10 protein-coding genes and 1 pseudogene are annotated in these 15162 nt (G+C 49.8%); 4 read left to right on the top strand and 7 right to left on the bottom strand.

The genetic code is table 11. The annotated features are described in order from the left end of the window. The first annotated feature begins 54 nt into the window (after nt 1–54). A complete protein-coding gene (locus ACTRC3_RS10285) occupies nt 55–1026 on the top strand; it encodes a calcium/sodium antiporter (RefSeq protein WP_349165157.1) in 972 nt (323 codons plus the stop codon). Nucleotides 1027–1143: 117 nt separating this feature from the next. On the opposite strand, the gene ACTRC3_RS10280 is transcribed toward ACTRC3_RS10285, so the two are convergent. Further along, a complete protein-coding gene (locus tag ACTRC3_RS10280) occupies nt 1144–8064 on the bottom strand; it encodes an MBG domain-containing protein (protein WP_440323000.1) in 6921 nt (2306 codons plus the stop codon). A 191-nt stretch (nt 8065–8255) separates the two neighbouring features. Between ACTRC3_RS10280 and ACTRC3_RS10275 the strand changes: the two genes are divergently transcribed. Together ACTRC3_RS10275 and ACTRC3_RS10270 are read left to right on the top strand one after the other, a co-directional pair. Continuing rightward, nucleotides 8256–9524: a sensor histidine kinase gene (locus tag ACTRC3_RS10275; RefSeq protein ID WP_440322999.1), complete on the top strand. Its 1269-nt coding sequence runs from the start codon at nt 8256–8258 to the stop codon at nt 9522–9524. A gap of 12 nt (nt 9525–9536) precedes the next feature. After that, entirely contained in the window at nt 9537–10253 is a 717-nt protein-coding gene (locus ACTRC3_RS10270; RefSeq protein WP_440322998.1) for a LytR/AlgR family response regulator transcription factor, read from the top strand. Here ACTRC3_RS10270 and ACTRC3_RS10265 read toward each other — a convergent pair. The 3 genes and pseudogenes from ACTRC3_RS10265 to tnpA form a co-directional block, all read right to left on the bottom strand. Further along, nucleotides 10250–10603: pseudogene (locus ACTRC3_RS10265) on the bottom strand (family 1 glycosylhydrolase); the annotation flags it as partial. The gene ACTRC3_RS10270 and the pseudogene ACTRC3_RS10265 overlap by 4 nt on opposite strands. Nucleotides 10604–10771: 168 nt before the next feature. After that, on the bottom strand, nt 10772–12097 hold the full coding sequence (locus ACTRC3_RS10260; protein ID WP_440322997.1) for an IS200/IS605 family accessory protein TnpB-related protein: 1326 nt from the start codon (nt 12095–12097) through the stop codon (nt 10772–10774). Between the two features lie 16 nt (nt 12098–12113). Further along, on the bottom strand, nt 12114–12551 hold the full coding sequence (gene tnpA / locus ACTRC3_RS10255; RefSeq protein ID WP_440322996.1) for an IS200/IS605 family transposase: 438 nt from the start codon (nt 12549–12551) through the stop codon (nt 12114–12116). Nucleotides 12552–12727: 176 nt separating this feature from the next. On the opposite strand from tnpA, the gene ACTRC3_RS10250 reads away from it, so the two are divergent. Next, complete coding sequence (locus tag ACTRC3_RS10250) at nt 12728–13114, top strand: GHKL domain-containing protein (RefSeq protein ID WP_440322995.1); 387 nt, start codon at nt 12728–12730, stop codon at nt 13112–13114. A 9-nt stretch (nt 13115–13123) separates the two neighbouring features. Here ACTRC3_RS10250 and ACTRC3_RS10245 read toward each other — a convergent pair whose 3' ends face one another. The 3 genes from ACTRC3_RS10245 to ACTRC3_RS10235 are packed head-to-tail and all read right to left on the bottom strand — an operon-like array spanning nt 13124 to nt 14829. Beyond that, the gene (locus ACTRC3_RS10245; protein ID WP_440322994.1) at nt 13124–13672 is read right to left on the bottom strand and encodes a hypothetical protein; all 549 of its coding nucleotides are present in this window, start codon (nt 13670–13672) and stop codon (nt 13124–13126) included. A 40-nt stretch (nt 13673–13712) separates the two neighbouring features. Next, nucleotides 13713–14390: a hypothetical protein gene (locus ACTRC3_RS10240; protein WP_440322993.1), complete on the bottom strand. Its 678-nt coding sequence runs from the start codon at nt 14388–14390 to the stop codon at nt 13713–13715. Nucleotide 14391: 1 nt separating this feature from the next. Next, nucleotides 14392–14829, bottom strand: coding sequence for a MarR family winged helix-turn-helix transcriptional regulator (locus ACTRC3_RS10235; protein ID WP_349165146.1), 438 nt, complete (start codon nt 14827–14829; stop codon nt 14392–14394). Between the last annotated feature and the right edge of the window lie 333 nt (nt 14830–15162).

Raw genomic sequence — 15162 nt, 5'->3', positions numbered from 1 at the left:
GCCGGGGTTGTATCTGTGATACGGTTCCGATTCCATTTCCAAGGAGGATTTTCTATGAACACATTTTTTCAGAGCGTACCCTTCGCTGTGGTACTGCTCATCATTGGTTTTGCGTTTCTGGTAAAAGGCGCTGACGCTTTTGTCGAGGGCAGCAGCAGTATCGCCAAGCATTTTCAGGTACCGTCGCTTATCATCGGCATGACTATCGTAGCCATGGGAACCAGCCTGCCGGAGACGGCAGTCAGCGTCACCGCTTCCATCGCCGGCAGCAACGCCCTGGCCGTCAGCAACGCCGTAGGCTCCAACATCTTCAACCTGATGGTGGTCATCGGCGTCTGCGCGGTTCTGACTCCGGTAGCCGTTCAAAAAAGCTCTCTGAAAATCGATATTCCCTTTTCCATAGTCTGCGCCCTGCTGCTCCTGGTGCTGGGCCACGATCGCATGATGCTGACTCGGGTCAACGGCCTGATTCTCATCGTTCTGTTCGCCTTTTTTATTCTGTATATGATCCGGTCAGCCCAGCACTCCATGAACAATGAAGACTCGGAATTTGCCGCAGAGGCCGCAGACATGAAGGTCATGTCCGTGCCTAAGAGCCTGATTTTCATCGTCATCGGTATCGCGGGTATCACGCTTGGCAGCGACTGGGTGGTGGATGGCGCCAAAACCATCGCTTCCGCTTTCGGCATCAGCGAGAATCTCATCGGCCTGACCATCGTGGCCTTCGGCACCAGCCTGCCGGAGCTGATGACCTCCATCGTGGCGGCACGCAAGAATGAGGTGGATATGGCTCTCGGCAACGCCGTAGGCTCTAATATCTTCAACATCCTGATGGTCCTCGGCATCGCCTCCGCCTTAAGCCCCATCGCCTTTATCCAGGAAAATATCATCGATATCATCATCCTGGTGGGCTTCAGCTTCATCGTGTGGCTCATGGCCTGGACGAAGCACAGGCTCGACAAAATCGAAGGCCTGGCTATGATTCTGCTGTATGCGGGATACGTGGTTTACATTTGTATAAGATAAAGAAAGGCCGGAGATCCATTTTAACCAATGGTCTCCGGCCTTTCTTTTATCCTGCTATGTAACTATAATTTCATCTGTTTCCGTAATTTTAATATAGGTAGTTATGTCAATCCTCTTTTACTGTCTTTTCTTTTTCCGGATCGCCGCTGCGATGATACCTGTCGCTGCCACGGCCAGGATCATCCAGGCCAGCGGCTGGTTCCGGTCGCCGGTGTTGGCGGAGGTTACCGGGGCTTTGGATGATCCGCCGGAGCTGCCCTTGCTGTCATCCGGTTTCGTCTCAATCCTGGTGTCCTTGCAGACAATCGCGTAATCGGAGAACTTGTCGGTCTCGAAGGTGTATTCCCTCGTATCCTTGTCAAAGCTTCCGTTCAGGACGGTCAGCTCCCCACCATGCATCCGAAGAATAAAGTATTCACGGGAAATGGTGCTGTCCGTGTTCACAAGCTCGTCCGGAATACGGATAGTCAGGCGGATCTTCGCGCCCGGCTCTGAAATACGTTCCACGTTCTCGCCTATCTGACGAAACAGCTCCGCACTGAAGTATACAAGCCTTGCGTTTTCTCCGGCTGTCTTCTTCGCTTCCTGTTCAAAGGCAGCCTTCTCTTCCTCTGCCAGATCGGTCTTCGTGATTTCCACCCAGACCTTCGCCTCTTTTCCTTCCGCTATGGCTGCCTTCTCTGCCTCGCTAAAGATTCCCGGCGCGTCCAGCAGCTCCTTCTTTGTATTATAGATACCACCGGAAGCAATCGGCGCGTCCTGCGTAATCTCCAGATCCACGCGCAGATCGCCCTGACCGGTTCCATCCTCATCCGGAGACTGTCCCGTCGCCGGAATCACCTCGTACATCTTCTGACCGCAGCCTTCCCGTCCGCAGGTCTTCTCCTGCCGTCCGTTTTCTGTAGCCGTGGCTTCCTTTACCAGCTTCCATTCTCCGGTCCAGTCATGTCCCAGCGCCGGGATTTCCACGGACGCTATCATCACCTTTTCGCACCCGGAGCCGCTTCGTTCCTCTGTGGAACCGTTCTTTGTACAGGTGGGCGCTGCCGCAGCCGCGGATACCTTCGCCTGATCGTGATCCCCGATGGTAAAGGCTCCTGCTTTGTCAGAAACTGTAGTCTCATAATTGGGATTCTCACTCTCTGCGCCTGCTGCCAGACCTGCCATAATTTTGTAGGCTCCGGCCGTCTCGCCTTCCTCACGGCTCACGGTAATTCCCTTCAGACTGTCTCCCTCTGCCAGAGTTCCTTCTACAATGCGGTAAGTCAGCTTCGGATCTGCCTTCTCTATATGCTTCCCTGCGTCATCTGCCTGAATGGTAACCGCCGCTTTTTGAATGGTAAATGCAGCGGTCTTCTCGTCCGGAAGCTGATAATTCGCGTTGTCCAGGGCTGCCGCTTCCGCCCTATAGATTCCGGCTGCCTTCTGCGCGCCCTTCATGCCTGTTACCTGACAGCTATCTCCATCGCAAAGGGAACTGCTGTCCACAGTCACGGTGGGGATTTTTTCGGTTCCGTCATAAGTAAACATCGTGGTTCCCCATGTAAGCGCCACCGTTTTCGGCGTAATCGTAATGGTCCGGGAGCCGGTCTCTGTCTCATAATTTTCGCTTGTTACCTGATAATATACGGTGTAGGTTCCCGCGTCGCGATATGTAATCGGAGCGCTCTGCCAGGACGCGTTTTCGGAAGCCCGATAGGAAATCTCCACGTCTGCAGGATCAGTCACCGTCACGGTAATAGCATGCTTCTGTCCATCATAGGTTCCGCTGTAATCCTCAGCCGTCAACGTCATCCGCTTTTTCGTGATGGAAAATTCCTTTGTAACCACCGCCTCTGTATGGCTGTCATCCTGCGCCACCGTAACACGTACCACGTAGGTTCCATAATCCTTCGGGGCCTCTTTTGTGTAGGTGCTGTCATCCGCGCCCTTCACCTTGTATTCAATGGTAACGTTGGCGTTATTCGTACCCCGGTCATTTTCGGTGGTAATACTCGGCTTGCTGACCGGTCTGCCATCGTATACCTTCGACTGTTCGCCAAGAATGGTTACAACGCCCTGCGCTCTGCTGACCACAACCGTAATCGTAGAATCCGCAGGCTTCTCACCCTCGGCTCCATCCTCCCAGGCATGGCCGTTGGCGTCGTACGCTGCGGTCAGGGTATGGGCTCCGTCTGTCAGGGACTTCAGGTAAGCTGCTGTCAGAATCAGGTGTTTCTCTCCGTTTACCTCTTTTATCTGATAAGCTCCCGCTGCTACATCCTCTGTTCCTTCTTTTATAGAAGCAACCGTATTCTCCGCCACCCGGATTCCGGTATCCTGATCCGCTGTGGTCGTCTTTACGAAGTTCACTTCTCCGGTGGCTGTGGCGTCTGTGTAAACTACTACGCCGTTGGAATTCAGAATGGTAACGTTCCCGGCGTTATCGGTGATTTTGAAATAAAGAATCTGGCTGGCATTGGCCGGTATGGCAAGGCTGTTTGTATCCAGTTTTTTCCAGTATCCATTTTCCTGGTATCCGCCGGGCGCATTCACGCTCTGGTACTCAATCTTCGCCACACCGCTTACTTCGTCCGCCGCCGTTACCGTAATTTCTGCTTTCTCCCTGAAAAACCATTTCCACAGAACACTGTCTGTCTGCTCAATCTCTCTTGTGTTAATCTGAAGCTTACCGGTGGGCGCTGTCAGATCCACTTTGATAACCGGCAATGCTGCCGGAGCTGTTATATATCCGGTAGCTGTCTGTCTCAGACGATAGGTCTGCCCCTCATGATAGGTCCCGGAAGTCGTATAGCCAAAGCCGCCCTGCCAGGTTGCTCCGCCATCGGCAGAAATCTGGTAACCGTCAGCCGCTTTCAGTGTTACCTCTGACACGTACCAGTCGTTCTGTCCCTTTGTTCCGGTCACGCTGAGCGGGCTTGCCGGGGCTGTGAGATAGGCGATACTCCAGCTCTGGGATGTATTTGCGGCGCCATCCAGGGTGTAGTTGGGATTGCCAAGCGCTGTCACCCCTGCTGTATAATTTCCTGCCTCTTTCTCTGTGTTTCCGGTATATTCCAGTTTGAAGCTATCATCTGTATCCGGAGAAACCTTGTTCGTCACAGTGGCCGTGACAGACTGGGCGTCGCCCTTATAGGTTAGCTTTGTCTCACTCCACTGAAGCGCTGCAGGTCTCGGAAGAATCGTAAACTCTGCCGTTTTACTGCAGGCTTCATACAGATCCGTAGCCGCGTAGGTGGCCTTTACTGTGTAGGTTCCTGCGTCGGTCGGCAGGGTCGCGGTTGCCTGTTCCTCGGACTGGCTGCTCAACCAATAGGTGTAAGACACATCCTGATTTGTCGTGCTGCTTGTGGACGCTGTCCAGGTGTCGCCATAAATAATATCGGTTTTCGCCGAATCGGTATTGGCTACCGTTACATCCCCCATGGAACCGGCTGCCTTCTTCACGGTCAGAGTGGCGACGGCTTCTCCTTCACTGTAAAGCGGATCTCCCGCAGTATCCTTGACTGCCGATGTGGTGACCTTGATTTTGAAGGTACCGCATTTCGTTACTGTCAGCTTCTGATTTTCATCCAGCGTTCCGACACCGGTCACGCCCTCTCCTGTCAGAAGCTCATATGTCACGGTAACCTGGTCCTTATAGGGTGTCAGGCGGGAATCCAGGGTAAAGAATCCGGTTACATCGATCGGATTTTGAGCGTCATAAGTGACTTCCTCGCCCTGCGGATTCACTACCGTATGTACGATTTGGTAAGAGCCCTTCGGAATCGTAATCTCCACCGGCGCGCTGGCGAAATTGGATTCGTGTTCTCCGTTTACCTGCTCCGCGATCAGGTAGGCGTAATAGTCCTTTCCATACTGTTTGTTTTCCAGGCCTTCCGGAACTGTGAATTTCTTCGTGCAGCTGCCGTTTAGCCCTTTATCGTAAGAAGTATTCCATTTATTATCCTTAAATTCTTTTTGTTCATCTACTTTTACACATCCAAGCAGTTTTGCACCATTTGTGTTTCCCTCTGTATATTCCTTATCCAGAAACAGTACAGATACCTGATTGATCCGATAGTACGTCGTTGATACGGGATATCCTTCCTTTGCATAATGACTCAGGTCATAGGTAAGGGTCACTTCATCTTCCGTTCTTTGAACGTCCGTAGAATCAATCTTCATATTTTCTGTGCCATTGTCCTGCTTACCGGCCAGCAGCGTCAGCTTGTATGCTGTTCCATGCTTGCCTGCAGCACCGGTCGCAGCGTCATCTGCATTGGATGTCACCTCAGAAAGCAGGACATTGGTCAAATTCACATTGGTTGCTACACTTGTACCTGCCGTTTTGTTTGAATCCCGTACGATAGCTCCGGTATTCGACACATAACCAGTACCGCCATGCAGCCACCAGATCTCTGATGTACCGGTACGGGGTTCCTTTATTTTGCTTGTACCTGTACTTGCATTATTATAGCCATACCGACCGGACTGAGCCTGCTCCGACGTGACCATAAAAAATGAGGAATTACTCGCACCATCCTCTGTGATTTTGCTGTCCACAAGTGCTTGTTTTTCGCTGTTTTTCATATAACCCGGATAGTTGGAAAGCGCAGAAATAGCACTGCTACCATATTCTGTCTTATATGGACGATCTGCTACCATCACCTTGTCACTGTCCAAAAACAGGGTATGTTCTCCGTTTTTGCCCAGCTCCGTGGTATCCTTGGACAGCACGCGGTACTTTACCGGTTTTCCCGGATTATACGAAGCATTATAGTCAAAGCTATACCCAAACCACACATAGCTTCCGCTCCAGGCGTCTGTTTCCGTCGGAATCGCCGGATTGCGCATAATGGAAGTACCAAGCCCCAGGCTGCGGCTGGTTACCGTACCGTCTGCGTCTGTGGCTGTGATGGCAGCGGTGCGGGGAATGAGGGTCAGATTATATCGATCCGAATATTGTGTATCCTGCACCGTCCCCATATCGTATTCCTGATCGCTGAATACATAGTTCGCGTTCGTCACATTTCCAAATTTGGTAATCGTAACCGGCTTTTCTTCTGTCGGCGTCACATCTGTGGTAACACCAATCCGCATCTTCTCACCGGGATCATGCACATAAATCCTTTGATTCTTACACAGATATACATTATCTGGCGTCGTTCCGTCTAATGCGGTATTTCCGTCGATGACGGTATCACGGGATACCTGAAAGGAATCTGAATCCGCTTTCTCGCAGTAAATACCGCCGCCTTTTTCTGCCTTATTTCCTGTGATTTTTATATTATATAAATAAACCTTTCCTTTATCGTCGCCGTTACTTCCGCTGCCGCTGATCGCAATACCGCTTCCCACATATCCTTCTGCATGGGTAATCCGATTGTCCGCTTCCTTACAGTCTGTCAGGTGGAGCTTTCCATTCGTTGACACGGAAATTACAGCGCCATTCCCCTTCATCGTGATACTCTTTCCGCTCAGACACAGATACGTCCATCCTGTCGGCACATTCCAGGTTTCGGTTAATTCCACATCATTTACCAGATAATAATTTCCTGCTTCTGTGGGCAGGGAATCTGTCCGGTTCCAGGGGGTAAACGTATAGCTACTGTATTTCCACCCACATGCCGGATGCAGCTTTATATGCTCATCCCAGTTTGTACCTGTGTACCCGCACATATAATGCGTCTCCGATTTCCCCACCTGCACCTCATAGGGTTTGCTGGCGTAATCGGTTCCATATAAATCATTGTTATACTGTCCGGATGTATGTTCCACGATCAGGTACATGTGATAAGAGGATTTCAAATTTTCCGCAGTGACTCCTGTGTCTTCGGCAATCGAAAACGTTCCCTCTATGGTATAGCTGCCAGATCCATTATTTTTTTTCGTATTGTTATTATTTTCAGGATTTACATATCCATAGCACAGGATCTGCGCGCCCTCCGCGTTATAAGCTTTATCGGTGACCATGATGGACAGCTTATCGTCTGCATCTCCCTTATAGGTACAGGAGATCTGATACTGCCCGGCGCCTGTGTCCGCTTTGGTTCCTGCACAAGTCAGCGTCGCATCTTTCACACTTTTATCTGCGTCCAGCAGGGTCAGCTTCCAGTTGACTTCCTCATAGAGCTCATCGCTAATCGCATGAAGCTTAGAATCTGAACTATATTTCATGGAACCTGCTTTTGATACCATCAGGATTTTGGATGGATCCAGGTACATGGATGCTCCATTGATCTCGTCCATGTTCGTGCCGTCGGCATAGAGCGCTGTCAAAGCCTTCCCATAAGCTGGCAGATCCTTCCGGAATACAAACGTGGTATAGAGATAACCGTTTATTTCCTTCGCCCTGGCAATCGCTTCCGATTCCTGACTCGTCAAGTCTGCCGTATTATCGAAGCCATATCCCCACCAGTTTTCCGTCTCATACTCCTTAACACTGTTCAGCAGCAGCCCGCCATTTTTCGCATCTGTGCTGAATACATTCGTCGAAGACAGAATCCGATACTGCATCGGGGTTCCGTTTGTCTCTTTGCCAAACCAGAGCAGATTGCCGTTGTCGCTGCTCCACCTTCCGTCTCCACCCGGTCTTAAGACCGTCGGATCCAGATAAGCCAGCTTCCCGCTTTCTGCCTGTGTACTTCCGTAGATAGCAATATCCGCCTCCCGGGTCTCCAGTTCATCCTTCTGCTCCCCGGAAGTCTCGCCCGTTCCTTCCGGGTCTGCCGATGTCTCGCCCGTTCCTTCCGGATCTGCCGGTGTCTCGTTATCCTCCGGAGCGTCCGTATTCTGCTTCGGACCAGAGCCTGGCACTGCATTTTCATTCCCGCCCGGCTGCTCTCCATCGTTCTCCGGTTCGTCTTGTCCTTCGGTCTCTCCGGACACAGCCGCCCGGCCTTCTGTATCCTCCGGCTCCACGGCTGTCTGCTCCGCCGCGTTCTGTCCCGCCGCCGATGCCAGCGCTGTCACATCTACGCTTCCAAGCGTCAGTGCCACCGCCGTCAGAATCGCCAGAAAGCGCATTCCGCTGTTTCCTCGTAAGTATTTTCTCATGTCCCCGCTCCTTTGTGTGATTTTAAAATTGCATTACCCATATTTTAACATAAAATAATTTTTTATATTACTTTTTGGCGCGAATTGCACATATACGGCGCGAACAGTAATTTCTGCATTTGCTTTACTTCCGAAAATCCCATATAATAGAAATAATATGATTTTTATCCATACACAGGAGGATTTCCATCATGCTGCTTCAGGCTCTGACACTTACGCATCACATTACCACCATGCTGTTCGGCATCTTTTTGTCGGCCTTTTTTCTGGGCGTAAAACAGGAGCGGAAAAATGTCCTGCTGCTCCTGTCGGTAGGACTGATTTGCCTGCTGCTCTATATCCCCTGCATTCTTCTGCTGGGTGAGACTTACACAGATCCCATTTACCCGCTGCTGGTACATCTCCCTCTGCTGCTGGTGCTGGTTTTCCACTATAAGTTCCGCTGGCTGCCTGCGCTCATATCTATTCTGACTGCCTATCTGTGCTGTCAGTTCAGCAACTGGATCGGTATCCTGTTTCTGTCCCTGTCCGGTTCGGAAGTGCTCTACTACCTGAGCCGGATTCTGGTGACGCTGAGCGTATTCTTCTTCCTGAGCCGGAACCTCTGTCAGACCACGGCGCTTCTTTTTTCCAAGTCCAACCGGGAGTTGTGTATTCTGGGCGCTATGCCGCTGGTCTACTACCTTTTCGATTACGCCACAACGAAATTTTCCACACTGCTGTATTCCGGCAGTAAGGTAATCGTGGAATTTCTGGCATTTTCCATGTGCCTCTCCTATGTGGTATTTCTTCTGGTGTACTTCCGGGAATATGAAATGAAACACCGCGCGGAACAATACGGAGAACTAATGGATATGCAGCTTGACAGCCTGCGTACCGAGATTGACCAGACACGCGTCAGCGAACACCGCCTGGCGATTCTCCGGCACGATATGCGCCATCATCTGGCAGCTATTGAGACCTTCATCCGGCAGCAGAAGACAGATCGTGCCCTGGAATATATCCAGGAAATCAACCGTCACTATGACGATACGGTCATCCGCTCCTTTTGCAAAAATGAGTTGCTGAACTCGGTGCTCTCTATCTACAGCACCCGATTTTCGGAAAAGGGCATTTCCTTCGACTCACAGATTCAGGTGTCGGAAAGCCTGCCCTGCCCGGAGCTGACCTGCTGCGCCATTCTCTCAAATATCCTGGAAAATGCCATGCACGCGGTCGAAAAGCTGCCGGAGGAAAGACGTCAGATCAGTCTGAATATTTTCGAAAAATCCGGTCATCTGCTGATGCTGGGAAAAAATCCCACCGATGTACCGCCGGTTTTCTCCGATGATGTTCCGGTTACAAAAAAAAGCGACCACGGTATCGGCGTGCAGAGTATCATTTACTATGTAGAAAAAGAACAGGGTCAGTACCAGTTTTATATGGAAGGCCGGGACTTTGTCGTCCGTATCATTCTGTAAGGGGAGTTTTATATGATTAAGATTGCCATCTGCGATGATGAAACTGCATTTCTCACGGAACTAAGTGCGATGCTTCGCTCCTGGGCCGCGTCCCGGGAGCTTGTGCTGCAGCTTTTTCCCTTTACCAATGGAGATAAGCTGATTGCCGCCTGCGAAGAAAGCCCGGCGGATCTGGTGATTCTCGATATTATGATGCCGTTTCCCGGCGGAATGGATACGGCAAAGGCGCTGCGGCAGAAGGAATCTCATGTGCCGCTCATCTTTCTGACCTCCTCCCCGGAATTTGCCCTGGAATCCTACGAGGTCCGGGCTTTCTGGTATCTTCTGAAACCTATTTCGGAAGAACGGCTTTTCTCTGTGCTGGATCAATGGCTCACCTCCATGCAGGCGTCTCTTCGCCATTTCGCAGCCCGGACAATCTCAGGCTATCAGAATATCTACCTCCGGGATGTGGAATATCTGGAGGCCCGCAATAAACTGGTTGCCGTCGTGTTCCGAGACGGCTCTGTCCTGGAAATCAAAGAGCCCTTCCACCGGTGCGAAGAATTTTTCACACCGGAAAAGGGCTTCTACAAATGCCACCGCAGCTATCTGGTGGCTTTAAACTGCGTCGAGACCTTCTCCAAGGCCGAGCTGCGCACCAAATCCGGCGCACGGATTCCCATTTCCCGGGATAATGGAGTGGCCTTTAAGGACGCTTACTTTGCTTATATGTTTCCGGAGCGTTAGTCGGTTAAATCTTCTCCGTTGGTACGGATTACTTTCTGATACCAGTCAAAGGAATCCTTCTTTTCCCGGGACAGGTCGCCGGTTCCGTCGTCGAATTTATTTACATAGATGAAGCCGTAGCGCTTGGCCATCTCGCCGGTGGATGCGGACACCAGATCGATGCAGCCCCAGGGAGTATAGCCCATCAGGTCTACGCCGTCCTCTGCGGCCTCCCGCATGGCTTCGATGTGCTTACGCAGGTAATCGATCCGGTAGCTGTCATGGACACGTCCGTCCGCGCCCTTCTCGTCTCTGGCTCCCAGACCATTTTCCACCACCATAATCGGCAACTGATAGCGCTCATAGATCTCAGTGAACCTCACATGACTAAAGTCACGTGCTTCTCAGCCGCCTTAAGCGGCAAGACTTCATATCGGCGGATACGCCTGCGACTTAGAATCGGTGCGGTTACGCGCTTTTTCCGGCCGGATACGGCCAGTTTCCACATCTCAGGTAGTCCACTGTATATCTGCCTGTATCTATGCTGCCTTCTGGCTCGCCAGTTCTGCACTGAGCAGCCGTAAGTCTGCATAGACGCATGAGGTTCTACGCTTTACCGAAGGAACTTTTGCCTCCAGCAAAGACCTTTCCGTTTCCGAAAAGGGTTTGAGTAATTCCCGTATAAAATATCTTGCTCCGATATTATAAGCTGCAGACAGATCACAGTTATACTGTTTTCCTGTCGGGAAGGTACAAAGGCTGTGATTCTCCGGATTTCGAACTACCAGACCGCTTCCATCATATGCCAGCCTGCTGGTGTTTCGGGCGCTGATCCTGGATACGCGGATTCCTTGCCGGTGCGCCTGATGCTCGCACAGCTTCTGAATATCCCGTTTTCTCCACAAATGCAACCTCTGCTTTTTATTTCCGCTGATCTTGCCCTGCATTTCCAGGTACTCAAAAACGATAACATCTGCGTGATTTTCTGCAACGTAGGCTGTAATGGCCGCCGCTGTCTTCCGGGCAAGCTCCATATTCAGCCGCTTTGCGTAAGCCCAGCGGCTCTGTGTCTGTCCGGAGCCATGCTGTCTCTGAAATCTACGGATTCTGCCCAATGCATGATACAGCCGGTCTTTATCACTGGGGAAGTCGATAAACTTCCGTCCCAGGACAGTTCCGTCTGCCTGCATGATGGTGCAGACTGCGTCCGTGTTGATTCCCAGATCCACACTGCAAATGGTCTGTTCTTTGATATCTGTTTTGGTAAGGCTTACTTCTTCTGTATAAGAAAAGCGCAGAAAGTACTTGTGATGTCGTTTTTCCAGAGTAGGAGCAGAGGCCTTTTCCCTAACCCAGTTTTTTCGCAGATATTCCATATCCGTATGGAGCAACTTTACCCGGAACCATTTCCAGTCGTGGCCGTCATACAGCTTCAGATACGCCGCATCCTCCTGCGGTTCTGCCTCCCGGTACATGACGTCACGGTAAAATACCGGCATGGCATGATTTTCCGAAACCAGCTTCGGTTTTCCCGTAAGGTGTCCATTTTTCCATAAATCAAGTCTTGTTTCATAGGAAGCGACGCTTCCAAGCGCATGCTGTATCGCTGCCCTTCTCAGGTAAGATGGCATCTTCGGAAAATGCAGGTCGAAATCATACCTTGCATGGTTCTTTTTCGTCTCATGCACCAGATGTTCCGCTGCATTAAACCGCTTCTTTGCGTTATCAATCTGGGAAAGTTCTTCCCAGCTTTCCGCGTACACCTGAATCAGATAACTGACTGCAGAGCGGTAAATCCGCAGCGTATGGCGGATGGGAATATTCTGTTTTTTTATTTCCACGCCATAACTGGATGTAATCCGCATGATAAAACCTCATTTTCTAGTTTCTTCGCTTTTCTTTCTGCCCCTCAATGTATGCCAGGACCTGTTCCCTGCTCCGATCACTGACTGTCACCGCGCAATAAGATGGATTCCACAAATGCCCGCCCCACAACTTCTGCTTTAATTCCGGATGTACAAGAAACATTTGTCTTGCCAGATTTCCTTTCATGATTTTTATCATATCAGAAATAAAAAACTGTGGTTTACAATCCACCAGCAAATGGATATGATCCGGCATAACCTCCATGGCCAGAATCTGAAAGCGGTATTCCTCTGCCAGCTTTTGCAGCATTTCCTTGCATTCTGTATCAAGGCCATCTGTCAACACCTTTTTCCGGTATTTTGTACACCAGACGAGATGATATTGCAAAGAGTACACATAACCTCGACCATATGAAAGAGTGTTTTCTCTGATAGTAAATATATCTTTTTCCATGTTTATATCTTACCATATGTAGTACAGAAAGTAAACATCAGTTCTATATTGGGATCCTTCTCTGTCCATGTTCGAAGAGCTGACCAGACTTAGCTCTGGACTATATCCGGGAAATCAATCAGCATTACGACGATACCATCCTTCACAGCTTCTGCAGTAACGAGCTTCTCAACTCTGTGCTTTCCATTTACAGCGCCCGTTTCGCAGAACAAGATATCACCTTTGACGCGGAGATTGAAGCTCCGGAAAAGCTGACCTGTTCGGAAATAACCTTCTGCGCCATTCTTTCCAACGTTCTGGAAAATGCCATGCATGCCGTCCGGAAGCAGTCCAGCCAAGACCGCCGTGTTTACCTGTCTATCTTTGAACGCTCCGGGCATCTGTTGATGCTGGAAAAAAATCCCACCGACACGCCTCCCGTCTTTTCCGACGGTATTCCAGTCACTGCACGGGAAGGGCATGGGATTGGCGTGCAGAGCATCATTTACTATGTAGAACAGGAACACGGCCAATACCAGTTTTACCTGGACGGCCGTGATTTCACTGTTCCTATTCTTTTATAAACAGCCTTCTTATACCCGTTTATACCGGATGGGATCGTCGTATCCAAAGGTCCTTCTTCCGTTTACTTCTATGCTCTCAGACACCTCCAGACATGCCTCGGAAAAACGTTCCCAAAGCCGGAACTTCATAACCGGGGTAAACTGACTTGTACTGCCGCCTTCCCAGACTCCGTCTTTCTCCCGGTAAAGGGCTGGTGTGAACTTTTCTGATTTTTTTAAATCTCCGTAGTCCACCGGCTCCATAGAAGCATAGGTAAAGCTGTTTTTATCCTCTCCCTCCGGTATCTCATAGGAGGTAAGCAGAACGCCGTCCTGCTCCTCTGTAAACAGAAACAGATGGGCTGAGGCGTGTTTCTTCCCATTGGTTTCATAATAGCTTTCTTCCACAAGAAATTTTCCCCGGAAATCTGCGGGGAGATTCCGGATTTTATCGTTGCAGACAGTATTGACATGCTCTGCCAAAGGATATACCTTTTCCGCCTTCTGCATCTGGTTAAACTGTTCTCTGTTGTCAAAATGTCCTGTCAGTAATCTCAAAAACTGTTCTAAGTTCTGCATCATTCTTCCTCCTGTCTTCTTTCCTGTCTGCAGTTTCATTTTACAGAAGCTGCAAACCCATAATAATGATCCACATATAAGCGCAGGTCTTGGGAATCATCAAAATTCCGACCATCGGCTTCTTCTTGCTGAAAAGCGTAACCGGAAGATAGCAACCGAAGGAAATGAGAATTGCGGCTACCATTCTGGTCATATGATATCCGCCGGCATTTCCGGAAATCGCGTACAGAATGATCACGCCGATACCGGTAATCGCGAACACACCGTTCCGAATGACGGACAGTCTCATATTGCCCTCTTCGGTACACCAGTGATTCTGGGGCAGCATGCAGATCGCAATACGGATAATCGCGGAAATCCATATGATTGCTTCCATAGCAGCCGGCGCCTGCAGTCCCGGGAAAGTAAGCTTCCAGATATACAGCAGGATTACATAGAAGGCTGTCATCGTAATGGAAGAAATCTGCAGACCTCTTCCCAGCATATGCTCGATTTTTTCACTGCTTCCCTTTACGGCCCGGATCACTCTCGGAACCAGATGAAAAGCGTCTCCGCCGCAGAGGGTCAGGGTCAGAATACCGTACAGCACATACAGGCTGTTTCCCTTTGCCGTTGATAAAAATACAATTCCTGCAATCAGGTCAAACAACAGGTATCCTGTGTCAAATACCGCCTCCATCAAATCCGGCATCTTCGATTTATAACTTGTGTTGCTCATTTTATCTTTGTCCTTTCTCTTTGATACATCTTTCCGCATTGTCACATATTTTCTGAAATACCTGCTTACACAGAGCGATTTCTTCCTTCGTCAGTCCCCGGAGCATATCTTCCGCAAATTGTTTCTGTACCCGAATTCCATCCTGTATCAGCTCATTGGCAGAATCTGTCAGCAGTAGATTCACATGCTTTTTATTGTCCGCCGCTGTCTCTTTTTCAATAAATCCTTTTTCTTCCAGCACCTTCAATGCTGTGGATACGTGGGACTTCGTTGATTTTCTGATTCTGACGATATCTGCTGCTGTATGATACTTGGGATTGTGATACAAAAACAATAAAATATCATATTCCAGCTTTCTCAGGTCATATTTTTCGCATACAGACGCCATCAGGATCTCATAATAACAGGTAATCGTCTTATGCCGATCCCAGAAATGCATAGGCCTCCTCCTTTTATATCGTTCTATTTAGAACGATTATAATGTGTCGCATCCTCCCTGTCAACCCCAAAATTCAAGTCGAACGTCCGTGAGACTTGGCGCGTGATTCTGGTCAGCGAAGCTGACATATTCCTATCAGAATCACTGCGCATCCTCGCGGAGCGTTTATCTCAGTCGGAGATTGGACTCCCACTGAGACAAATTTGCTATTACTCACCACCTGAAGAGGTGGGAGTCTTCTCGACTGAGATAAAAAGCGGCAGACTGGCTGCGCTGATCTGCGGGTCAGTCTGCTATAAATTCAATATTTGTAACTATTCAGTACCTTCATAG

This window comes from Laedolimicola sp. (genome assembly GCF_051972735.1).
Lineage (GTDB): Bacteria > Bacillota > Clostridia > Lachnospirales > Lachnospiraceae > Laedolimicola > Laedolimicola intestinihominis.
The sequence above is the reverse complement of the archived record's forward strand: the minus strand, read 5'-3'. Positions and strand labels throughout refer to the sequence as shown.